Below are 21,775 nucleotides of genomic sequence, written 5' to 3'. Positions count from 1 at the left end.
GCGGAGTTACGGGAGTGGGCACGGCGGGACGAACTCATCGCTGGCACCTCGTGGTGGGGGAGACATGTCGTGAGGGGGGACCCGCTCACAGGAACGGTCCGGCGGGCACGACCCTAGGCCGCCGGAGCCGTCCGATCCGCCGTCCGAGCCCAACTTCACGTTCCCCTAAGGAAAGCCGCAGATTCCGCTGAGCCCCGCCCCCGGCCGGGCGGGCGAAGAACCGCGGACACCGCGCCTCACCAGGACACCTCGCTGGTGACCTCCTTGGCCTGCGGACGCAGCGTCGCCGTCAGCTCCGAGCGGTGGCGCGCCCCGGTGAAGGTGATGGTGAGCGTGTCCGGCGCGCTCTGCCGGGTGCTCGTGGTGAAGCCGATCGCGGGCACCGCCGAGACCAGGCACACCGCGTCCGCGCCGAACCGTATCGACGCCTGACCGCCGGTCGACTCGAAACTGTGCGTCCCGGCGCCCCCCTCGCAGTCCGGCGGCCGGGAGGCGGTCGACGGCGGCGCGGCCGGCGCGGAGGACGGGCTGGTCGCGGTCGCCGTCGGGCGACGGGTCGAGGGGGACGGCGACACCGTGGGCTTGCGGGTCCGCGTCGGCGACTGCCGGGGCGTGGCCGTCGGCGAGCCGATCACCACGGAACTGGGCGAGTTGGTGGCGATCCCGGCCGCCACATCCCGCGCGGACGGCGGCAGCGGCGCCGTCGAACCCACCACGAAGCGCACGGTCAACGACACCGCCGTGACGGTGAGGACCGTGCACGACAGCCAGATCAGGAAATGGCGCAAGGACCGGGGCACCGGGCCATCATGGCCGATCCGTTACGGTGTGCCGCATGGCGAGCGTCCTTGTCGTAGAAGACGATCCCGGCATACGTGCCGAACTGATCGGGATACTCACCCGCGACGGGCACGAAGTCCGCAGCGCCGCCGACGGATTCAGCGGATTGCGCGAGGCGACCAGAACGCCGTTGGACGCGGTGATCCTCGACCTCGGCCTGCCCGACCTCGACGGCGGCGACGCGCTGCGCATGATCCGCGGCATCTCCCGCGTACCGGTCCTGATCGTCACCGCCAGGGACGACGAGGCCGAGATCATCCGGCTCCTCAACGCGGGCGCCGACGACTACCTGGTCAAACCCTTCTCCGGCGGACAGCTCACCGCCCGCCTCGGCGCCGTCCTGCGCCGCTCCGCGGGCCCCGACGGCAGGACCGGCGCCCCCAATCTGCGCGAGCCCGTCACCCTCGGACCGCTGCGCATCGACCCCGGACCCCGCACCGTCCACCTGCACGGACACGAAGTCCCCCTGACCCGCCGCGAGTTCGACCTGCTGTCCTTCCTCGCCGCCAACGCCGACACCGTCGTGTCCAAACGGCACATCCTCACCGAAGTCTGGCGCGACCCCTACGTCGAGGATCAGACCATCGACGTCCACCTGTCCTCCCTGCGCCGCAAACTCGGCGAGAGCGCGGCGGCGCCGAGCCTGCTGCGTACGGTGCGCGGCGTCGGCATCAAACTGGTGACCCCGCGGTGAGAGGGACCCTGGCCAGGGTCGCCCTGGCCGTCACCTCGATGGTGGCCCTGTCCTTCCTCATCCCGCTGGGCCTGCTGGTCCGCTCCGAGGCCCGCAACCAGGCGATCACCGCCGCCGAGCAGCGCGCCGCCGCCCTGGCGCCGGTCCTCACGCTCACCGACGACCCGGCCGCCGTACGGCAGGCCGTCTCGGGCCTCGACCCGTCGGGAAACCTGGCGGTCCACCAGCCCGCCGGCCGCTCCATCGGCGCGGGCCACGCACCCCACTCCCTGCTGGTGCGCGCACAGCACGACGGCGAGTCACTGGCGCAGGACCTGCCGGGCGGCGGCTGGGTCTACCTCCAGCCGGTCGTGCTGCCGCAGGGCCGGGTCGCCGTCGTCGAGGAATTCGTCCCCGAAGCCGAGCTGAACCGCGGGGTGAACGCGTCGCTGACCGTGATGGCGCTGCTCGCCGTCGGCCTGGTCGTCGGCTCCGTCCTGGTCGCCGACCGCCTCGCCTCCCGCGTCGTACGGTCCTCCCGCAACCTCTCCTGCGCCGCCAACGCGCTCGGCCGCGGCGACCTGGAGTCCCGCGTCGACCCCATGGGGCCGCCGGAACTGCGCGAGGCCGGGCAGGCGTTCAACGCCATGGCCGCACGCATGCTGGAACTCCTCGCCGTCGAGCGGGAATTGGTCGCCGACCTGTCCCACCGTCTCAGGACACCCCTGACCGCCCTCCAGTTGGCCACCGAACGCATGGGTACGGGACCGGACGCCGCCCCCGTGGCCGCCGCGGTCGCCCAGCTCGAAACACAACTGCACGCCGTCATCACCGCGGCCCGCACACCGCTGGCCGTCGGACACATGGGCGCGCCCCAACTCGACCGGCCCGAGCAGGTGTTGTGCGCCGCCACGGTGATCGTCCGCCGCCGCGCCGGATTCTGGACGACGCTCGCGGAACAGCAGGGCCGCCCCTGCCTGGTGGAAGTGACCGGCGAGGACGCCCTGATCGACCTGCCGGAGGACGACCTCGCCGCCGTCATCGACGCGCTCGTCGGCAACGTCTTCCGGCACACCGCGCCCGGCACCGCCTTCGCGCTGCGCCTGGTGCGCGCCGCCCAGTCCGTCACCCTCACCGTCGAGGACGCGGGCCCCGGCATCCCGGACCCCGACGACGCCCTCGTCCGCGGCGCCAGCACCGCGTCCACCGGCCTCGGCCTCGACATCGCCCGCCGCGCCGCCGCCGCGACCCGCGGCGCGCTGGACATCGACCGCGGCCCGATGGGCGGCACCCGCGTCGCCGTCCGCTTCGGCCTCGCCTCACCGCCGCCCAAGCGCGGACCGCTGCACCGCAGGCGGGCCCGCCTGCGCAAGTCGCCGGTCTGACGCGGCGGCCACGAAGAAGTCCTGCCCCGCGGCCGAGGGCGTGGGCCGCGGTGGCCGATTCAGCGCTCGGGAGCCGGTACCGCTCGCGCGGTGAGCCGGGTCCAGCCGGCGGGCGGCGCCAGAAGCGTACGCACATGCGGCCTGCGCGTGCGCAGCCGCACCTCGCCCCGGTAGCCGCTCAGGATGAGGTGGCCGAGGTGTTCGAGCGCCCTGACGGCGAAGCCGCTCGCCGGACACATGCCCTCGCCCTTGCCGAACGGCAGGTAGGACCGCCGCTGTTCGTCGGTCGGCCGCTCCCAGCGCGAGGGGCGGAAGTCCAGCGGCGCCTCCCAGACGGCCGCCGACCGGTGGATCGCGTGCGTGCCGATGAGGACATGCTCGCCCTCGCGGACCTCGGCCCCGGCGATCTCGTGGTCGGCGGCGGCCACTCTCATCAGCCGCCAGGCGGTCGGATACAGGCGCAGCGCTTCCCTGACCAGGCGGTGGACCTGCTCCCGCCGCACCGTCGGGGTGTCGTAGCCGTGCCGGACCCCGAGCAGCACCACCCATTCGAGCGTCACGCCGGTGAAGCCGACCGTGGACAGCACGAGGCGTTGCAGCACCTGCGCGCGATCGGCCGTCGACAGCTCGCCGGGCAGCCCCAGCACGAGGTCGACCAGATCCCGCGCCCCGTCCTCCTGAGCGGACAGCCGCCCGAGCTGTTCGGCGAGCCCGGCCCGGACGGCGGGCACCGTACGGTGCGAGCGTCTCAGCACATGGCCGACGACGTCGTCGGCGACCACACTCGACGTCACATACGTGTCGGCGAGCGCGTTGATCGCGGTGTGGCTCCGGTCCGCGATGACGGGGCCGAAGTACCGCCGGACCACCTCGACGCCCCAGTGCTGGTGCCGCAGACGGCCGCGACCGTCACACACCTCGCCGAGAGCCGCGTCGAGGTCGAAGGACGACGCGGGATCGTGCCGGGCCAGGACCCTGAGCAGTTCACGCGAGGCTTCGCCCCTGACCGCCGGGGGCAGGGACTCCGGCCCGAGGCGGAAGAATCCGGACTGGGACAGATAGTCGCCCGCCTGCTCGACCAGCACGTCACGGGCCGCGCCGCCGTCGGCCACGAACAGGGTGCCGAAGCGCAGCCGGAACGGCCCGTCACGGCCCGCCGCCTGCTCCTCCCACCGCCGCAGGTCCGGCCACAGACTCTTCCTGTCGAGGAACACGGGTCGCCCGCCTTGTCGGATACGGGACGGAACGCGCGCCGCGTACGGCCGCCCGTCCCGTCCCCGCGCGGAGAAGACGTCAGGCGTTGTGCCCGTACCTGTCGCCGTACTGGTTGCGCCGCGCACGCGCCTCACCGCTGAGCGCGCGAAGGCTCCTGACGATCCATGACATCGTGGCCGTCCTCCTTGTCGGTCCGAGTGGTGCCCGGTCCTGCTGCGGGCGTCAGTCCTGCTGCCCGTAGCCGACGAAGTACCCGTGCCACCGTGCGCGCATCTCGCCGCTGAGCGCCCGAAGGCCGCTGGTCACCCATGACATGGCGTACTCCTTGTCGGTCGGTGCTCCCGGAAGGTGACGGTACTCCCACGAGCGAACCGGGCGAACCGCCGAAACCGGCCAAAGACGGCGCGGGGTGCGCCCGGTGGACCGGGCACGCCCCACGCCGTCGGACCAGGGGTCAGCCGAAGATCCACTTCTGGTTGGCGGCCCCGCCGCACGTCCAGGTCTGCAACCGCGTCCCGTCCGCCGACGCATTGTCCTTCGCGTCAAGGCACTTGTCCGCGCCCGTGTTCGTCAGGTCGTGGGCGTCGGTGTACTTCCACTGCTGCGCCTTGGTGCCGTTGCACGTGTAGAGCTGCACGGCCGCGCCGTCCGCCGTCGAACCGCCGTCCACGTCGAGGCACTTGCCCAGCGCCCGTACCGTCCCGTCGGCGCCGAGCGTCCACTGCTGGGCCACATTGCCGGTGCAGTCGTGGAGCTGGACCGGTGTACGGTCGGCCGACGAGCCGCCCGCCACGTCCACGCACATGCCGCCGATGCCCTTGATCGAACCGACCCGGTCGGAGCCGCCAGACCCGCCGGTGCCGCCGCCCGCCGTCGTGCCGGAGCCGCTGTCCCACTGCGACGCCCGTACGTAGTCGACCGTCATCGTCTGCGGGAAGGACGTCGAACCGTCGGGCGAGCCCGGCCAGTCACCGCCGACCGCCAGGTTGAGGATCAGGAAGAACGGGTGGTCGAACACCCACGTGTTGCCGCCCGCGTCCGACGGCGTACGCGTCTGGTAGACCGTGCCGTCCACCGTCCAGGTGATCGCGCTCGGGCTCCAGTCCACACCGAAGGTGTGGAAGTCGTCCGCGAAGGCCGCGCCGCCGGGCAGTGTGTACGGGGACCCGATACCGGCCGCGCCCGAGTAGCCGGGGCCGTGGATCGTGCCGTGGACGGTGCCGGGCTCCCGTCCGATGTTCTCCATGATGTCCAGCTCACCGCTGTGGGGCCAGCCGGCGCTGCCGATGTCGCTGCCCAGCATCCAGAACGCCGGCCAGATGCCCTGGCCGCGCGGGATCTTGATGCGGGCCTCGAAGTGACCGTACGCCTGCGTGAAGGTCGAGGCCGTGTTCAGCCGCGCCGAGGTGTACTTGCAGGGTCCGTACCAACAGGACAGTCCGGTGTCGGAGTTGGGCCGTGCGGTGATCACCAGGTGCCCGTCGCCGTCGAGAGCGGCGTTGGAGGTGCTGTCGGTGTAGTACTGCAACTCGTTGTTGCCGTTGCCCGAACAACCCTTCTCGTGCGTCCACTTGGCGGGGTCGGGCGCGCTGCCCGCGGGGCCGTCGAACTCGTCGGACCAGGTCTGCCGGCCCTCGGCGGCGTCCGCCCTCGACGTGCCGGGACCGGTCGTCGCCACCAGGACGGCGGCCACCAGAGCGGCGGCGACCAGGACGACCAGTCCGCCGAGCGACCATCTGCGTGCGCGGTGTGCAGCCATGGGTTACGTACCTTGTCTGTGGGGGAGATCAGGGTTCGCGTCGGCGGCGGCCGGGCGTACGGCGTCGGGGGGAGGCGGGGGCCGTGGCCGGGGGAGCGCTCTCACGGGAGCGACGACCGCCGCCGACGGCCCCGATGCTACGCACGGTCACCCTGCCCGCCAACCCGCCCGGACAGCCGCCCGCACGCCCGTGACGTGCCCGAACTGCGAGGACGCCGATCGGCCCGAGGCGCTGATAAGCCGCTCTTAACCGGCCCTTAAGACACGGCGTTCGTGATCGTCCGTCACCGGCCGGACCTCCCGCGCCGCCGGACCGGCACCGACCCTCGGCGTGCCCAGGAGGACTCGGCTAGGGTACGGACGAGTCCGGGCCCCGAGACGTGACGGGCAGACCGGCCGCGGGCCGAGCGTGGGGGAGACAAGGTGGGCGCAGCCGTTCCGAGCGGCACGGATGAGCCGAACGAGCCGTCCGCCGCTGAGTCCGAGGTGACCTCCGTCGTCGTGCACGCCTCCGGAGCGGTCGTCACCCGCCGCGCGCGCGTCACGGTGCCGACCGGAACCGCCGAGACCACCGTCCGCGTCGAGGGCCTGCCGCCCACGCTCTACGAACAGTCGCTGCGCGGCCGGGTGGTGAACGGACCGCACGGGCTGCGCGTGACCGACGTACGGCTGGACGTCGGCGCCACCGTGCACCGGGGCGAGCAACTGCCCTCGCTGCGGCTGGACCTGGAGGACGCCGAGGACCAGCAGTCCCGGCTCCAGGACCGCAAGTACCGGCTGGAGAGCGAGATCGAGGAGGTGGCGGCGCTGCGCGCCGAGCCGCCGCAGCCGCGCAGGGGCGACCCGCCCCGCTGGGCGCCGGTCGAGTCCTTCCTCGCCCTGGCCGGATTCGTCGACACCCGACTCGGCTTCCTGCACGAGCGGTTGCGGGCCACTGAGGACCAACTGGCGCGCGCCGACCACGACGTGGACGTCCTGCGGGCGCGACTGCACCAGTCGTCCACCGCCCTGAGCGCCGAGCGCACCGACCCGGCCGTCGGCGCGGTCGTGACGCTGGCCTCCGAGGTGACCGACGCGACCGACGTACCGGACGCGTCGGCCGACGAACCGGACGCGCCCGAAACCCGCGAGGACACCTCCCCGAACGACGAGGCCCGGACACCCGCCGACGCCCCGGCCGAGATCGACGTGGAGGTCGAGGTCGAGTACCACGTCCCCGGCGCCACCTGGGTCCCCACCTACCAACTCCGCCTGGACGGCACCAGCGGCGAGGGCACGCTCGTCCTGCGCGCCTGCGTCGCCCAGCGCACCGGCGAGGACTGGTCGGGCGTACGTCTCGCGCTGTCCACCGCGGACCTGCTGCGCCGCTCCGACCTGCCCGAACTGCGGTCGCTGCGGATCGGCCGCGCCCAGCAGGAACCGCAGACCCCCGGATGGCGCGAACCGCCGCCAGGGCTCGCCGAGTTGTTCACCGGCTATGACGGCGCCGCCGCGGCGCACCCCGCCGCGTCGCGCGGTCCGGCCCGGCCGTCGGACCCGGGCGCCCCCAGGTCCATGAACGCGTGGCTCGGCGGCGTCGAGGACGACCTGGAAGAGGCCGACCTCTCGCCGGACCTGGCGGCGGGCGGCGCGTACGGACCCGCGGAGCCCGGCGGCGCGGCCGAGGCCGTCGGCTACGGCGGTTCGTTCGGCGGGCCTGTGCCCGCACCGGGAGCGGCGCCGCCCCCGGCTCCGCTCGCCGCCGAGGCGCCCATGTCCCAGGCGCACGCCGAGCCCGCGACGGACCGCGCACGCGGCAGGTCGGCGCCCGTCGCCCGCAGCGCCCGGCGCAAAACCGCCGCGCCGCCCGTACCGCCGCCGTCCACCGCGCCGTCCGTGGACATGCTCGACTACGGCCGCCTGACCGTCGCGGGTCCCGACGCGGGCGCCGAGCGCGGCACGCTGCGACCGGAAGCCGCCCCGATCGCCACCGTGGTCACCGAGTACCGGCGCAGGGCCGAGACCGTCGGCCGCCTCCCGCGGCCCGCGCACGCGGTCGACGTACGGACCTCGGCCGGCTCCTTCGACTACCGCTTCGACACCGCCGCGCCCGCGGACGTGGTGTCCGACGGCGCGTGGCACATCGTGCCGGTCAGCGAGGTGCCGGTCGTGACGGAGTCGCTGCACGTGTGCGTCCCCGCGGTGGACACGGCCGTCTTCGGCACCGTCCTGGTCACCAACACCTCCCCGCACGCGCTGCTCGCCGGTCCGGCCGACGTGATGGTGGACGGCGACTTCGTCCTCACCGCGGCCCTGCCGACCCTCGCCCCCGGACAGCGGCAGGCGGTCGGCGTCGGCGTGGCCGAGAGCGTCCAGGTGGCCCGCCGCACCCACATGCGCGAGTCCACCGCGGGACTGCGCGGCGGCACGACCGTCCTCGACCACACCGTGGAGATCGAGGTCGCCAACCGCCTGCCGTACCCCGTCGTCGTCGAGGTCCGCGAGCGCGTACCGGTGTCGACCGACAAGGACGTCCGTATCGAGGAGCACCGGGCGCGACCGGCCTGGACGGAACCCGAGGAACCGCTCACGGGCCAGGACGGCTCGTACGTCCGCGGAGCGCGCGTGTGGCGCGTGGAGTTGGCACCCGGCCGGACCACGACGCTCACCGGAGGGTTCGAGGTCCGCCTCCCCGCGGGCAAGTCGGTCGTCGGCGGAAACCGGAGGAAGTGAACCGTGACCACCCCGGAGACCCTGACCGACGGGACCGGCGCGCCCGGCGCCGATGACACGCCCGCCGAGCCGGACGCGCTCTTCCTCCCGGTCACCACCGTGACCTGCCTGGAGGACCGCGCCCAGGTCGAACGCACCGGCACCGCGCGGCTCACCGCGGGCGTCCAGCGCCTGCGGATCGGCCCGGTCACCCCGCTGACCGTCGACCGCTCCCTGCGCGCCGAGATCTCCGCGCACACCGAGGGGGACGACGACACGGACCTCGGCGCGGACGGTCCGCGCGTGTTCGACGCCCGCGTCATCCGCACCTACACCCCCGCGCCTCCCGGCGGGCCGGGCCCCGACGCGTCCGAGCTGCGCCGCGAAGTCGACTCCCTGGAACGGGAGATGCGCGAGGTCGGACAGCTGCGGCAGCGCCTGGAGAGCGCGCTGGCCGTGGTCCACCAGGCCAAGGCCGATCTGCACCGCGACATCGTGCAGGGCGCGGGAGCGGGCGCCGCCGACCCCGAGCGCTGGGCCGACCGCCTGGAGCGCGTGGACGAGGACGCCGAGACCAGGATCGGCGAACTCCACCGGCTGCGCCGCCGCGAGCACGACCTGAACGAGGAACTGCGTACGGCGCGTACGGCGTTGGCGGCCACCGAGACCGAGCCCCCGGTGCTCACGGCCTTCGTGGAACTCGTCGTGGAGGCGCCCGAGGCCGGTTCCGCGCGGATCCGCGTCGTGAGCCTCGTCCCGTGCGCGCTGTGGCGCCCCGCCTACCGCGCGACGCTCGCCGCCGACCGCGACAGCGTCACCCTGGAGACCGACGCCTTCGTGTGGCAGGACACCGGCGAGGACTGGAACGGCGTACGGCTGTCCCTGTCCACCGCGCGCCCGACCCTCGCCGCGGCCCCGCCGGAGCTGACCGAGGACGTCCTGACCCTCAGGGAACGCACCGTCGAGGAGCGCCGGACCGTCGAGGTGGACCTGCGCGAGGAGGACGTCACGACCGTGGGCGGCGACTCGGCCGCCGACACCGCGGACGGCGCGGGACCGCTGCCCGGCCTGCACGACGGCGGCGCGGTCCGCGTCCTGCACGCGCCCCGCCCCGTCACCGTCCCCTCCGACCGGCGCCCGCACCGCGTCCACCTGTCGGCCTTCACCGCCGCCTGCCGCACCGAGGACACCTGCGCCCCCGAACTGTCGCCGCTGGTCGTGACCACCGCGCGGTTCCCCAACGCCGCGGGCCACGTCCTGCTGGCCGGCCCCGTCGACCTGGTGCGCGACAGCGGCTACACCGGCCGGGCCACGATGCCCTTCGCCGGTACGGGCGAGGACGTACGCCTGTCCTTCGGCAGCCAGGACACCTTCCGGGTCGTCCGCCACACCGAGGAGCAGCGCGACACCACCGGTCTCGCCGGGATCAACCAGCGCACCGTGATCACCCGTCAGGTGCGGCTCTTCGTCTCCCGCCTGGACCAGCCGAGCGCCGAGCACCCCGGCGACGCCGACCGGCCGGGCGCCGACCTCACCCGCGAGGTCGTGATCCGCGAACGCGTCCCCGTCTCCGAGGTCTCGGCCGTCGAGGTCCGCACCCTGCCCGACCGCTGCCGCCCGGCGCCCGACGAGACCGACGACGACGGCATCGTCCGCTACGTCCAGCGCCTGGCTCCCGGCGAGCGCCGCGAGATCACCCTCGTCTACGAGGTCAGCGCGTCGAGCGCGGTGACCGGTCTGTGACGCGACCCTGACGCCCTTACGCAGGACCGCCGTTCAGCCCGCTGCCGCCCGGTAGGGGCGGAAGAATTCGCGCAACTCCCGCGCGTACAGCTCGGGTTCCTCGAACGCCGCGAAGTGGCCGCCGCGCGCGGGCTCGGTGACGCGTACGGCGTTGGCCGTCCGCTCGAGCCAGGCCCGCGGCGGGCGGGCGATGTCGCCGGGGAAGAGCGAGAAGCCGGAGGGCACTTCGACGCGGCGGGTGAGCTGGGCCGACGGGATCGCGGAATTCGCGTGGTACATCCGCATCGACGAGGCGATCGTCCCGGTGAGCCAGTAGATCGTCACGTTGGTGAGGATCTCGTCCTTGGTGAAGCTCCGCTCGATGTTGCCGCCGCAGTCGCTCCACGCCCGCAGCTTCTCCACGATCCACGCGGCCAGCCCCGCGGGCGAGTCCTGGAGCCCGACGGCCGCGGTCTGCGGCTTCGTACGGTGCATGGCGGCGTATCCGCCCTCGGCCGCGCCCCAGGCGGCGGTCTGCTGGAACCAGGCGCTCTCCTCGGGTGTGAGCTCCGCCGGATCGCCCGCGAAGACGGGCAGGCCGCCGTCGGTGCGGTGGACGGCCACCACCCGGTCGGGGTGGTCGAGCCCGAGATAGCGGCTCACATGGCTGCCGATGTCCCCGCCCGCCGCGCCGAACCGCGCGTAGCCGAGGACGTCCATCAGCTCCGCCCACAGGCCGCTGACGGCGACGGAGTCGAGCGGCCGTCCCGCGGCGGGGCGGTCGGAGTACCCGTAGCCCGGCATGTCGGGCACGACCACGTCGAAGGCGTCGGCCGGGTCGGCGCCGTGCGCGGCCGGATCGGTGAGGAGCGGGACGACCTTCGCGTACCGCCAGAAGGAGTCCGGCCAGCCGTGGCTGAGGACCAGCGGCAGGACGGGCCCCGTGGGCGCGACGGCGCGGGCGTGGACGAAGTGGATGCCGAGCCCGCCGATCGGGGCCCGGAACCGGGGGAGCCGGGCAAGCGCCGCCTCCTGCGCCCGCCAGTCGAAGCCGTCCGCCCAGTAGGCGACCAGTTCGCGGAGGTAGTCCAGGTCGGTTCCGAGCGACCATCCCGCGTCCTCGGGCGCGTCCGGCCAGCGCGTCGCGCGCAGCCGGGTCCGCAGGTCGTCGAGCGCGGCGGCGTCGGCCCGCGGGGCGAAGGGTTCGGGGCGGGACGGGGCATCGGGCATGGGACGCATGCTAACGCCGCGTACCCCGGCGGCCCCGGAACGGGGGAGCGTGGCGAATCCGGACGTCGGCCACTGGTAGCCGACCGTTCAACAGGTCGTCTCCCGCAGGGGTCTGGCCTCCGCCCATGCGTCACGGAAAGATAACAGGTATGGACCGAACGGTCTCGATGTTCCGGGGTGTTCGGTCCCACTGGTGCTCTCCCGCACCGCCCGTCTCCGCCACCTCCGCCATGTCGAACGGAGCAACAGATGTCCGACCACGGGATCTCCCGCCGCAGCGTCCTCGCGGCCACCGCCGCCGTCGGCGCGACCGTCGCCGTCAGCGGCGTCACCGCCGCGACCCCGGCCGCCGCCGCGGCCCCCACGCTGCCGAACGGCACCAGCAAGGACAAGGTCCTCGTCGTGGGCATGGACGGCCTGCGCCACGACAGGATCGACGCGGCCACCGCCCCCCACCTCAAGTCCCTGATGGTGAACGGCACCTACGGCACCAGCCTGCTCTACGCGAGCCCGATGGCGGCCACCGTCTCCGGCGCCGGCTGGTCGACCATCGCCACCGGCGTGTGGCCGGACAAGCACGGCGTGAAGGACAACACCTTCGCGGGCAAGAACTACGGCGCCTACCCGGGCTTCATCAAGCGCATCGCGTCCGTGAAACCGGCCCTGTCCACCTACGTGGCCGTCGACTGGAAGCCGCTCGACGCGCAGGGCACCTTCACCGACGGCGCGGACGGCAAGGTCGTCTACGACGGCGACACAGCCGACTACACCGTCACCGACGCCCAGATCGTCGCCGACTCCGAATCCGTCCTGCGCGATCAGAACCCGGATGTCGCCTTCGTCTACTTCGGCAACACCGACGAGGTCGGGCACGCCTCGGGCGCCGCCAGCCAGGCGTACCTCAAGGCCATCGCCACCCAGGACGGCTACCTCGGCCGCCTGCTCGCCGCGGTCAAGGCCCGTCCCACCTACGCCAGCGAGCGCTGGACGGTCATCGTCGCCACCGACCACGGACACCTGGACGCCGGCGGCCACGGCGGCTCCACCATCGAGGAGCGGCGCACTTTCGTGCTGGCCCAGGGGCCCGGCATCGCGGCGGGCCTGCGGCCCATCGACACCCGCCTGGTCGACGTGGCCGCCACGGTCTTCAAGCAGCTCGGCATCGTTCCCGCCGCCTCCTGGGGCCTGGACGGCAAGCCCATTCAGGAGCGCTCGACCGATCCCTTCGACGCGTTGACGCTCTCACCGCGCACCGACGAGACCGGCATCCCCGCCGGGGTCCTGGGCTACACGCACACCACGCCCAGCGGCTGGTCGATCATCAACTCCGCGATGGGCACCGGCGGTGTCACCGAGTGGCGCGGCTGGTCCTTCGCCACCGACGAGTTCTGGTCCCGCGCCCAGGCCGACCAGTCGCGTGAACTCAACGTCCGCTCGCGCGGGGTCTTCGCGGTCGCCGACTCCGACGAGTGGGCCGACAAGTCCTTCTCCGGCACGTTCGACTCGACGCTCGTCACCCCCGCCCACGCGGTCACCGCGGGCTCCAAGGTGACCCTCGACTACGTCACGCACTACCTCCAGGAAGGCAGCCAGAAGGCCGAGATCCTCGCCTCCTGGAACGGCGGCACCCCGACGGTCGTCAAGACCTACACCGCCGACACGGTCGCCAAGGTGGAGTCCCTCACCCTGACCGCGCCCGTGGGCGCCTTCAGCGTCAGCTTCCGCTTCCACTACACCGGTTCCAACAACTGGTACTGGGTGATCGACGCGGTCAAGATCACCGCCTAGCCGCCCGATGTCCGGGCAGGGGGCGCCGCCACCGGCATCCGCGCCCCCTGCCCGCCCGACCCGGCACCTGAAAGTGCGGGAGAAGACGCAGGTCAGCCCTGGCCGAAAGCCGGATGCGAGGCGATCGGCCGAATGGCAGACTCCGCACATGCCCCATGCAGACGTCGCGCCCGGAGTGTCCCTCGCCTACGAGACCTTCGGCGACCCCGCCGATCCCGCCGTCCTGCTCGTGATGGGCTTCGGCGCCCAGATGATCTCCTGGCACGAGGACTTCTGCCGCGCGCTCGCGGACCGTGGCCGCCACGTCATCCGGTACGACAACCGCGACTGCGGGCTGTCCACCTCCTTCGACGCCCACCCCGTCGACATGGGCCGGTTCATCGCCGCGGTCAGCTCGGGGGACATCGCCTCCGCCCTGGCCATGGTCCCCTACACGCTCCAGGACATGGCCGACGACGGCCTCGGCCTGCTCACCGCGCTCGGCATCGACCGGGCCCACGTCTTCGGCTCCTCGATGGGCGGCATGATCGCCCAGACGATGGCCATCCACCGGCCGTCGCGGGTGTTGACCCTGACCTCGATGATGTCCTCGACCGGCGAGTCCGAATACGGTCGGCCGACCCCCGAGGCGCAGGCGGTGCTCTTCGCCCCGAAACCGGCCGACCGCGAAGGCTATGTCGCCGCGGCGGACAGGGAGTCGGTGTGGGCCTCCCGGCGCTACGGCGACGCCGACGCCCTGCGCGACCTGGCCGCCCGCAGCTATGACCGCGCCTATCACCCCTCCGGCGTCGGTCGGCAGCTCGGCGCGATGATCCTCGGCGGCTCACGCGCGGACGCACTCCGGAAGCTCAAGGTGCCGACCCTCGTCATCCACGGCTTGGACGACACCCTGATCGGCCCCAGCGGCGGGGAGCGCACCGCGGAGTTGGTGCCAGGGGCCGAACTCGTCCTGATCCCCGATATGGGCCACGACCGCCCCCGTGAGCTGTGGCCCGAGATCATCGGCCTCGTGGCGGAGCACACCGCCTGAGCGATGACCGCGCTGCGGTCGCGCAGCGTCCGTCAGGTCGCGGAGCCCCGGCGGACCGGCCTCGCCCGCGTACGGCCCGGCGGCCGTACGGGCGCCGCTCCAGGACGCCCTCGTCGACGAGGCGGTTCAGCGGCTCGGCCGGCGCCTCGCGCGGGATGCCGAGGTCGCGCGGACCTGGCAGGGTTCTCAGTGTGCACGCGTGTCGGTCCACGGATACGTCCCCGGACGCGGCCCTGGGCGGCCGTTCGCGTACACCACCAGAGCCGCCGACCCGTTCACCGGCGCACCCGCACCAGCCATCAGGAGCTGACCACGATGCTCGACCCCGACGTCCGCCGCGTCCTCGACGGCACCTCACTCGCCCACATCGCGACCGTCCTGCCCGACGGCGCCCCGCACACCGTCCCCGTCTGGATCGGCACCCACGGCGACCGCGTCACGATCTTCACCGGCCCGCGGTCCCGCAAAGCCCGCAATCTGCGCCGCGACCCGCGCGTGGCGCTCTCCCTCACCCCGGCCGACAACCCCTTCCAGCCGGTCGTCATCCGCGGCAAGGTCGTCGAATGGGTGGAGGGCGACGCCGTCTGGGAGATCATCGACCGGATGGCGACGAAGTACACCGGCGGCCCCTACTCGCGCGACAACGAGCTCGTCGTCGCGCTCATCGAGCCCGAGCACCAGAGCGTGGGCATGGGCTGAGGATTCCGCAGGGCCGCGCGCCGCCGTCCGGACGCGTCAACGTCCCACGGCGTAGCCCTGCATGCCGCGCGGATTCGCGGCGGCCGACAGCACGCCCGTCTCCGGATCGCGCGCGACGGCGGAGATCCGCCCCTCCGACCAGGCGCCGCCGACGCTCACCGCGTGCCCCCGGCGGCGCAGTTCGGCCACGACATCGGGACCCGTCCGCTCCTCGACGGTGAGGCTGCCCGGCGCCATGGCCCGCGGGTAGAAGGAGCCGGTGAAGCTGTCGGTGTGCCAGTTCGGCGCGTCGACGGCGCCTTGCAGGTCGTAGCCGCCGCGCACCCGGTCGCGCAGCGCCACGGCGAGGAAGAAGTGCACCTGCCACTGGTCCTGCTGGTCGCCGCCGGGGGTGCCGAAGGCGAGGACGGGCACCCCGTCGCGCAGCGCCAGCGACGGACTGAGCGTCGTGCGCGGCCTGCGGCCGGGGGACAGGGAGTTGGGCAGACCCTCCTCGACCCAGGTCATCTGGAGCCGCGTGCCGAGCGGGAAGCCCAGCTCCGGTATCACCGGATTCGACTGGAGCCACCCCCCGCTGGGCGTCGCCGAGATCATGTTGCCCCAGCGGTCCACGACATCGATATGACAGGTGTCGCCGCGCGTGCCGCCGTCGACCGCGACCGTCGGCTCGCCCGCCCCGCCCCCGGTCGGCGCCACCCGCGCACCCGCGCCCTGCCCCGTGGCGGTCGCGTACGCGCTCAGCTTCGGCGTCCGACCCTCGGGGCCGCCGGGCCGCAGTTCGTACGAGGCCCGGTCACCGATGAGTTGGCGGCGGCCGGTGTTGTACGCGGTGGACAGCAGCGCGTCGAGCGGGACGTCCGACGCGTCGCCGTACCACGCCTCGCGGTCGGCCATGGCGAGCTTCGTGCCCTCGACCAGCCGGTGGACATACGCGGCGGACCCGTACGCGGGCAGGTCGGCGGCGCGCGACGGCAGCAGGGCGAGCTGCTGGAGGAAGGCCGGGCCCTGACTCCACGGACCCGCCTTGCAGACCGTCCAGCCGTCCCACTCGTAGGTGGCGGGCTCCTCGTACGACGCGGACCAGCCCGCCAGATCGGCGGCCGTGAGCGTCCCGGTGTGCCGCTCGCCGCTGGTGTCCATGGTCGGACGGGCGGCCTGGGCGACGATCGCCTCGGCGACGAAGCCCTCCCGCCAGATCCGGCGCGCGGCCTCGATCTGCGCGACCCGGTCCCCGCCGCCGTCGGCTTCCGCCTCGGCGATCAGCCGCCGCCAGGTCGCGGCGAGCGCCGGATTGCGCCACAGCTCGCCGGGACGCGGCGCCTCGCCGCCCGGCAGATACAGCTCCGCGGACGTCGTCCACTCCGTCTCGAACAGCTCACGCACCGTCTCGACGGTCGCCGTGACGCGCTCGACCGGCGGATGACCGTCCGCCGCGTACCCGATCGCGTAACGCAGCACCTCGGCGAGGGACGCGGTGCCGTAGTCGCGCAGCAACGTCATCCAGGCGTCGAACGCGCCGGGCACGGCGGCGGCCAGCGGCCCGGTACCGGGCACTAGGTCCAGGCCGAGCGAGCGGTAGTGGGCGACGGTCGCGCCCGCGGGCGCCACCCCCTGCCCGCACAGCACCCGTACCTCCCCCTCGGCGGGCCCGACGATGATCGGCACCTCGCCGCCGGGACCGTTGAGGTGCGGCTCCACGACGTGCAGCACGAAAGCACCGGCCACGGCGGCGTCGTACGCGTTGCCGCCGCCCTCCAGTACGGCCATCGCGCTCTGGGAGGCGAGCCAGTGGGTGGAGGCCACCATGCCGAAGGTGCCTTGGAGGGTCGGCCTGGTCGTGAACATGCGCTGCGCCTCTCTCGGGTCGGGCAACTCCCGTCAAGGCGCGTCCCGTTGCCCGCGTCGAGGGCCGTCCGCCGCCATGACCTGGCACATCACGGTGCCGCGTCCTTGCACGCAGGCTAGCGACCGGGAAGCGGCGGGTCCGCGGCGGTCCACCATCCGGGCCCGCGCGGGCCCTTGACGGTGCGTCAGGCGACCGGCCGTCAGCGCCGCACGGCGCCTATGGTCAGCGGGTGGATGCCCGTACCGGCGCAGTGCTCGGTCTTGTCGGCGAGGAACAGCGCCGCCTTCTGGTTCGGCGGATAGATCCGCAGCCCCTCGACCTTCGTCAGCTTGCACTGGTCCGCGCTGTAGCCGCCCTGACCGTTGCTGTCGTGCAGCTCCGCGTACGCGGTCGCTTTCGGGGCCAGCGAGACGGTGCCGTGCGAACCGCCGTCCCGGTCGGCCGCGGGACCGGCCTGCGCCCCGGCCGTCTTGACGTACGAGACGCCCGGATAGCCCGTCAGCGTGCACGCCGTGCTGCCGGTGTTGGTGAAGACGACCTTCGCGTGGTACTGCCCGGCACCGACCTCGGCGTCCTTCAGCGCCACGCTGAGGTGGTCGCTGGCGCACGCGCTCGGCCCCGCCGCCTCGGCCGACGCGCCGCCGGAGCCGTCCGCCGACGACGTGGGCGTACCGCCCGGCGCGCTCTGCGTACCGTCGTCCGTCGTGGACGGCGCACCGGCGGACGGGGAGTCGGACGGCGCCGCGCTGACCGAGACGGACGAGCCCGCCGGAGCGGCGGACCCGCCGTCGTCCGAACAAGCCGTCAAGGTCAGGGCCGCCGTGGCCAGAGCCGCGGCGGGCACCATCACGCGTACGGACAGGCTGCGCATCGTGGGACCTCCGTGCGTCCTGGGGCCGGAAGACCGACCCCGTCGTACTCAATCACCGTGTGATGCCACGCCTGCCCCTGTCCTCCCTGGCTACACAGGCGCCCCAGGTCCGGGGGCACCTCGGGGCATCCGCCCCGAGGGCGGCGGTGGCTACGCGTTCGGCGCCGGGGCCGCGTCCCGATCCTGCGCGTTCCCGGCCTGTTCGCGCATCGCCCACGGGGACCCGTACGCGACGAGCAGGTCGAGGAAGGGCCGCGCGTCGAACGCCTCGGGGCCGAGGACACCACTGCCGCTCCAGGTGCCGTCGGCGAGGAGTTCGAGGGCGATCACCGGATTGATCGCCGTCTGCCAGACGACGGCCTGGGAACCGTACTCCCGTATCGACCACTGGTTGTCGACCACGTGGTAGAGGTAGACCTCGCGCGGGCGGCCGTCCTTGGTGCCCTTCACCCAGGTGCCCGCGCAGGTCTTGCCGTGCATCCGGTCGCCGAGCGCGGCCGGGTCCGGCAGCACGGCGGCGACGACGTCCCTGGGGGAGACCCGGGCCGGACCCCGGTCGGTGGCGACGGTGACCGGGTCCGTACGGTCCAGGCCCAGGTCGTGGAGGGTCTGGAGCTTGTCGATGAAGTCCTGGCCGAGACCGTATTTGAACGTCACCCGGCGGGCGTCGACCCAGCGCGGGATCAGCAGCACCTCCTCGTGCTCGACGTTCACGCACTCCACCGGGCCGATGCCCTCGGGGAAATCGAAGATCTCAGCCTGGCTGAACGGCGCCGTGGTGTACCAGCCGCGGTCCTTCTCCCACACCACCGGCGGGTTCAGACACTCCTCGATGGTGGTCCAGATACTGAACGACGGCGCGAAGTCGTAGCCGTCCACCGTGAGGTTCGCGCCGTCGCGCACCCCGATCTCGTCGATGCCGTCGAAGAGGTGGTCGGCGGCGTAGCGGGCGAAGACATCGGACATGCCCGGCTCCACGCCCATGCCGACCAGAGCCAGCAGCCCGTCCTCCTCCCACGCCTTCGCCTGCGCGAACTGGTCGTCGCCGAGCTTCGTGCCGCACTCCTCGTGAGGCCGCCGCGCGTGCGGCACCGACAGCGACATCGCCATGTCCATATACGTCGCCCCGGCCCGGTGCGCGGCCTGGAACAACGGCATGACGAAACGCGGGTCGGTCGCGTTGAGCAGCACGTCGCACCGCCGCTCCCGCAGCAGATCCTCCACGGAGAGCTGGTCGGAGGCGTCGATCCTGGCCGTGCTGAACCGGTCCGCCGCCTCGCCCAGTGCCGCGACGGCCGCCTCGGCCCGGCCCGGGTCGTAGTCGGCGACGACCATGTGCTCGAAGAAACCGCGTCGGGCGGCGATCCGGGTGATGGCGCTTCCGACGCCTCCGGCTCCGATGAGCAGTACGCGCATGGCGGGGTTCCTTCCGCTGGTCGAGTGGGTGAGCGGGTGAGCGGTGCGGCCGGGGCCCTCGCACGGGGGGTGCTCGCGCCGTGGAGTGATGGAACCGCCGACGACGCCGTAAGGTCAATGCCGTTGGCGTAAGCTCCCGGCCGTGGCCAAGAAGGTGGTGGACGGAGCCGCGCGGCAACGACGTCGGCCGACGCGGCAGGGCGAGGTGCTCAGCCACGAACTGATCGTGGAGACCGCCCTGCACATGCTGGCGGAACACGGCGCGCAGGGGCTGACCGCGCGGCGGCTTGGCCTGGCACTCGGCGCCGACCCCAGCTCCCTCTACCGCTACTTCCGCGGCATGGACGCCCTCGTCCTGGCCATCGCCGACGAACTGATGGGCCGGGCCCTTGCGGGCTGGACGCCCACCGGCCAGTGGCGGCGCGATCTGCGCGACCTGGGCCTGCGGATCCACCGCGCGTATCTCGCCCACCCGCAGGCGGCGGTGCTGACCGCCAGCCGGGTCAGCGGGGGGAAGCGCGAACTGGCCGCGGACGAGGCCATCCTGGGCATCCTGCACCGCGCCGGCTTCACCGGCCCCGGCCTCGTACGCGTCTACCACGTCTTCATCGACGGCTGCCTGGCCTTCGCCGCCCTGGACGCGGCCTCGCTGGCGCTGCCCGCCGCCGCCCGCGCGGCCGACGAGGAGATCTGGCAGGACACGTATGCGGCCCTGTCGCCCCGTACCCACCCGCACATCGCCGCGGTCGCGCCCCTGCTCGCCGCCCGGATGACACGCAGCGCCTATCCCGACGCCCTGGACATGCTCATCGCGCAGGCCGCCCGCGAACTGCCCCCGGCCACGCGCTGACCGACCCGGCGTCCTTCCCCGGATCCGGTCCCTTACCCCTGTATCGAAAGAACGCGGTAGACCGGTCCGAGCCGGGCAAGCGACCTGAGGAAGCAAACCGCCGGACAATCTGGTTCAGGAGCGTCACATGTACATAGGTATCGGAACCATCGTTCTCATCGTCGTCGTCGTACTCGTCGTCATGATGCTGCGGCGCGGCTGACCTCAGGTCGCACGCGCCGCGGGATCTCCTCCAGAGGTGATTCACGTGAGCGATCCGTCCGATGGCGGGGCACCGGCGGCAACGCCGGTGGCCCACGCCGTGACTGTTTCCCGGCCCATGAGCGCGGCGGAAGCACGCGTCGCCGCCTCGGAGTTCGCGGACACCCTCCACCCTCCGCTGGCCGTACGGACCCTGCAGAATCTGACCCTCGTGGTCTCCGAGTTGGCCGCCAACGCCCTCCGGCACGCCGGAGCGGTACGCGAATTGCGTCTGAGCGCCGCCGCGAACACCCTTCGCGTGGCGATCGACGACCCCAGCGACACCCCGCCGCAAGGCCGCGCGCCCGACTGGAACGGCGCCAGAGGCGGCTTCGGCTGGATGATGATCCAACGGCTGGCCCACTCACTGGCGGTGACCCGCCGCCCCGGAGGCGGCAAGACCGTCCTGGTCACGCTGGCCCGATAGGGCCGCCGGGACCTCGCGCCCGCACCCCGCCCGCCCGTGACCCGACCGGCATCCCGGTGGGGTTCGGGCGTGGCCCCCGGGGCAGACGGGCGGCATGGAGACCGCTGACCAGCCCGTACACCCCGCAGGACGACGGACCGCCCGGCCGGGCGTCCTCATCGCCGTACTGGTGATCGCCCTCGCCGTGACCGCCGCTGTGGTCCTCACCGGACACGGCCGCGACCACGGCGGAGCCGGAGCCGGAGCCGGTGGCCCGGCGGACAAGGGCGCGCCCGGCGCGGGAAGCGATGACCAAGGAAGTGCCGACCAGGGAAGCGCCGGATTCGGCAGCACCGATCCCGACGCCACGGCCCGTCTGCACGCCGACGCCGCCGATCTGTTGGTCCTCGAAGGAGTCTCGGGTCGCGTGCGGATCACCGCCGACGCGAGCGCCCACACGGTCTCGGGCACGTATCACCGCCCCGACGGCGGTACGGCGCGCGTGCGCGGTGTCGTCGACGACGCGGCGGGCCTGCGCACCCTCACTCTGGTCTGCGGTACGGACACCGGTGACGACGGCGGTGACGACGATGGCGGCGACGTCGGCGGCGACGTCGGGGGCGACACGGCGGGCTCGTGCGACGGCGACCTGACCCTCACCGTCCCCGAGAAGACCGGCCTGCGGCTGCGGCAGACCTCGGGCGAGACCCTGCTCGAAGGACTCGGCGGCCGACTCACCGTCAATGTCGCCTCCGACCGCCTCACCGCCCACGCGCTGCACCCCTCCCACGCCGACTTCGCGGTGACCTCCAGCAGCGCCGACCTCGGCTTCAGCGCGGCACCGGACACCCTCGCCGTGGTGACGACCTCCGCGTCGACCGCCGTACGCCTCCCGGTCCCGGCGGGCGACGCCTACGCCGTCACCACGTCCGCCACCTCCGCCGACGTCCAGGTGAAGGTCCCGAACCGGGACGGCGCCGCCCACCGGGTCGCCCTGACCGTGCACTCGGGATCGCTGGCCGTCCTGCCCGCCTGACGTCAGGTCAGATCCCTGAACGGCCTTCGGCGATACGGCCCTTGAGGCGCCGTACCGCCGTCCACGAAGCGTTCCTCA

The 21,775-nt window shown here is 73.2% G+C and carries 17 protein-coding genes; 10 read left to right on the top strand and 7 right to left on the bottom strand.

What is annotated here, in order from left to right; genetic code table 11:
- Positions 1-236: 236 nt before the first annotated feature.
- The gene (locus ACZ37P_RS34510; protein ID WP_401858425.1) at positions 237-800 is read right to left on the bottom strand and encodes a hypothetical protein; all 564 of its coding nucleotides are present in this window, start codon (positions 798-800) and stop codon (positions 237-239) included.
- 35 nt (positions 801-835) lie between these two features.
- On the opposite strand from ACZ37P_RS34510, the gene ACZ37P_RS34505 reads away from it, so the two are divergent.
- Together ACZ37P_RS34505 and ACZ37P_RS34500 are read left to right on the top strand one after the other, a co-directional pair.
- Positions 836-1,534, top strand: a complete 699-nt coding sequence (locus tag ACZ37P_RS34505; protein WP_355348469.1) for a response regulator transcription factor — start codon at positions 836-838, stop codon at positions 1,532-1,534.
- Positions 1,531-2,898 carry a HAMP domain-containing sensor histidine kinase gene (locus tag ACZ37P_RS34500; protein WP_467350361.1) on the top strand — a complete coding sequence of 456 codons (1,368 nt, stop codon included), beginning with the start codon at positions 1,531-1,533 and terminating at the stop codon, positions 2,896-2,898. The genes ACZ37P_RS34505 and ACZ37P_RS34500 overlap by 4 nt, the downstream gene beginning before the upstream one ends.
- 59 nt (positions 2,899-2,957) lie before the next feature.
- Here the strand turns inward: ACZ37P_RS34500 and ACZ37P_RS34495 are convergent, their stop codons facing one another.
- Positions 2,958-4,112: a cytochrome P450 gene (locus tag ACZ37P_RS34495; protein WP_467350359.1), complete on the bottom strand. Its 1,155-nt coding sequence runs from the start codon at positions 4,110-4,112 to the stop codon at positions 2,958-2,960.
- Positions 4,113-4,567: 455 nt separating this feature from the next.
- Positions 4,568-5,872, bottom strand: a complete 1,305-nt coding sequence (locus ACZ37P_RS34490) for a family 16 glycosylhydrolase (RefSeq protein ID WP_467350357.1) — start codon at positions 5,870-5,872, stop codon at positions 4,568-4,570.
- Positions 5,873-6,295: 423 nt separating this feature from the next.
- Here ACZ37P_RS34490 and ACZ37P_RS34485 point away from each other — a divergent pair, with 423 nt between their 5' ends.
- Entirely contained in the window at positions 6,296-8,584 is a 2,289-nt protein-coding gene (locus ACZ37P_RS34485; protein ID WP_467350355.1) for a DUF4139 domain-containing protein, read from the top strand.
- A 3-nt stretch (positions 8,585-8,587) separates the two neighbouring features.
- Entirely contained in the window at positions 8,588-10,306 is a 1,719-nt protein-coding gene (locus ACZ37P_RS34480) for a mucoidy inhibitor MuiA family protein (protein WP_467350353.1), read from the top strand.
- 33 nt (positions 10,307-10,339) lie between these two features.
- Here the strand turns inward: ACZ37P_RS34480 and ACZ37P_RS34475 are convergent, their stop codons facing one another.
- The gene (locus ACZ37P_RS34475) at positions 10,340-11,515 is read right to left on the bottom strand and encodes an epoxide hydrolase family protein (protein ID WP_467350352.1); all 1,176 of its coding nucleotides are present in this window, start codon (positions 11,513-11,515) and stop codon (positions 10,340-10,342) included.
- A gap of 249 nt (positions 11,516-11,764) precedes the next feature.
- Here ACZ37P_RS34475 and ACZ37P_RS34470 point away from each other — a divergent pair, with 249 nt between their 5' ends.
- The 3 genes from ACZ37P_RS34470 (at position 11,765) to ACZ37P_RS34460 (ending at position 15,032) form a co-directional block, all read left to right on the top strand.
- Entirely contained in the window at positions 11,765-13,303 is a 1,539-nt protein-coding gene (locus ACZ37P_RS34470; protein ID WP_467350350.1) for an alkaline phosphatase family protein, read from the top strand.
- A gap of 148 nt (positions 13,304-13,451) precedes the next feature.
- On the top strand, positions 13,452-14,333 hold the full coding sequence (locus tag ACZ37P_RS34465) for an alpha/beta fold hydrolase (RefSeq protein ID WP_467350348.1): 882 nt from the start codon (positions 13,452-13,454) through the stop codon (positions 14,331-14,333).
- Between the two features lie 315 nt (positions 14,334-14,648).
- Positions 14,649-15,032 carry a PPOX class F420-dependent oxidoreductase gene (locus ACZ37P_RS34460; protein ID WP_467350346.1) on the top strand — a complete coding sequence of 128 codons (384 nt, stop codon included), beginning with the start codon at positions 14,649-14,651 and terminating at the stop codon, positions 15,030-15,032.
- Between the two features lie 36 nt (positions 15,033-15,068).
- On the opposite strand, the gene ACZ37P_RS34455 is transcribed toward ACZ37P_RS34460, so the two are convergent.
- The 3 genes from ACZ37P_RS34455 to ACZ37P_RS34445 all read right to left on the bottom strand — a co-directional run bounded on the left by ACZ37P_RS34455 (position 15,069) and on the right by ACZ37P_RS34445 (position 19,165).
- Positions 15,069-16,877: a gamma-glutamyltransferase family protein gene (locus ACZ37P_RS34455; RefSeq protein ID WP_467350344.1), complete on the bottom strand. Its 1,809-nt coding sequence runs from the start codon at positions 16,875-16,877 to the stop codon at positions 15,069-15,071.
- A gap of 200 nt (positions 16,878-17,077) precedes the next feature.
- Positions 17,078-17,749, bottom strand: a complete 672-nt coding sequence (locus ACZ37P_RS34450; RefSeq protein WP_391050013.1) for a DUF4232 domain-containing protein — start codon at positions 17,747-17,749, stop codon at positions 17,078-17,080.
- 150 nt (positions 17,750-17,899) lie between these two features.
- A complete protein-coding gene (locus ACZ37P_RS34445) occupies positions 17,900-19,165 on the bottom strand; it encodes a saccharopine dehydrogenase family protein (protein WP_467350342.1) in 1,266 nt (421 codons plus the stop codon).
- A 142-nt stretch (positions 19,166-19,307) separates the two neighbouring features.
- Here ACZ37P_RS34445 and ACZ37P_RS34440 point away from each other — a divergent pair, with 142 nt between their 5' ends.
- The 3 genes from ACZ37P_RS34440 to ACZ37P_RS34430 all read left to right on the top strand — a co-directional run bounded on the left by ACZ37P_RS34440 (position 19,308) and on the right by ACZ37P_RS34430 (position 21,697).
- Entirely contained in the window at positions 19,308-20,015 is a 708-nt protein-coding gene (locus ACZ37P_RS34440) for a TetR/AcrR family transcriptional regulator (RefSeq protein ID WP_467350341.1), read from the top strand.
- Positions 20,016-20,334: 319 nt separating this feature from the next.
- The gene (locus tag ACZ37P_RS34435) at positions 20,335-20,682 is read left to right on the top strand and encodes an ATP-binding protein (protein WP_188283376.1); all 348 of its coding nucleotides are present in this window, start codon (positions 20,335-20,337) and stop codon (positions 20,680-20,682) included.
- A gap of 94 nt (positions 20,683-20,776) precedes the next feature.
- Positions 20,777-21,697: a hypothetical protein gene (locus tag ACZ37P_RS34430; protein WP_467350340.1), complete on the top strand. Its 921-nt coding sequence runs from the start codon at positions 20,777-20,779 to the stop codon at positions 21,695-21,697.
- Positions 21,698-21,775 lie beyond the last annotated feature (78 nt).

It is taken from the genome of Streptomyces sp. NPDC024632, assembly GCF_055559175.1.
The sequence above is the reverse complement of the archived record's forward strand: the minus strand, read 5'-3'. Positions and strand labels throughout refer to the sequence as shown.

What these genes read in the sequence shown, in the direction of transcription:
- ACZ37P_RS34475 (WP_467350352.1), bottom strand. Translation starts at nt 11,515, where the DNA reads ATGCCCGATGCCCCGTCCCGCCCCGAACCCTTCGCCCCGCGGGCCGAC.
- ACZ37P_RS34450 (WP_391050013.1), bottom strand. Translation starts at nt 17,749, where the DNA reads ATGCGCAGCCTGTCCGTACGCGTGATGGTGCCCGCCGCGGCTCTGGCC.
- ACZ37P_RS34445 (WP_467350342.1), bottom strand. Translation starts at nt 19,165, where the DNA reads ATGCGCGTACTGCTCATCGGAGCCGGAGGCGTCGGAAGCGCCATCACC.
- ACZ37P_RS34430 (WP_467350340.1), top strand. Translation starts at nt 20,777, where the DNA reads ATGGAGACCGCTGACCAGCCCGTACACCCCGCAGGACGACGGACCGCC.
- ACZ37P_RS34505 (WP_355348469.1), top strand. Translation starts at nt 836, where the DNA reads ATGGCGAGCGTCCTTGTCGTAGAAGACGATCCCGGCATACGTGCCGAA.
- ACZ37P_RS34435 (WP_188283376.1), top strand. Translation starts at nt 20,335, where the DNA reads ATGAGCGCGGCGGAAGCACGCGTCGCCGCCTCGGAGTTCGCGGACACC.
- ACZ37P_RS34460 (WP_467350346.1), top strand. Translation starts at nt 14,649, where the DNA reads ATGCTCGACCCCGACGTCCGCCGCGTCCTCGACGGCACCTCACTCGCC.
- ACZ37P_RS34455 (WP_467350344.1), bottom strand. Translation starts at nt 16,877, where the DNA reads ATGTTCACGACCAGGCCGACCCTCCAAGGCACCTTCGGCATGGTGGCC.
- ACZ37P_RS34490 (WP_467350357.1), bottom strand. Translation starts at nt 5,872, where the DNA reads ATGGCTGCACACCGCGCACGCAGATGGTCGCTCGGCGGACTGGTCGTC.
- ACZ37P_RS34465 (WP_467350348.1), top strand. Translation starts at nt 13,452, where the DNA reads ATGCCCCATGCAGACGTCGCGCCCGGAGTGTCCCTCGCCTACGAGACC.
- ACZ37P_RS34470 (WP_467350350.1), top strand. Translation starts at nt 11,765, where the DNA reads ATGTCCGACCACGGGATCTCCCGCCGCAGCGTCCTCGCGGCCACCGCC.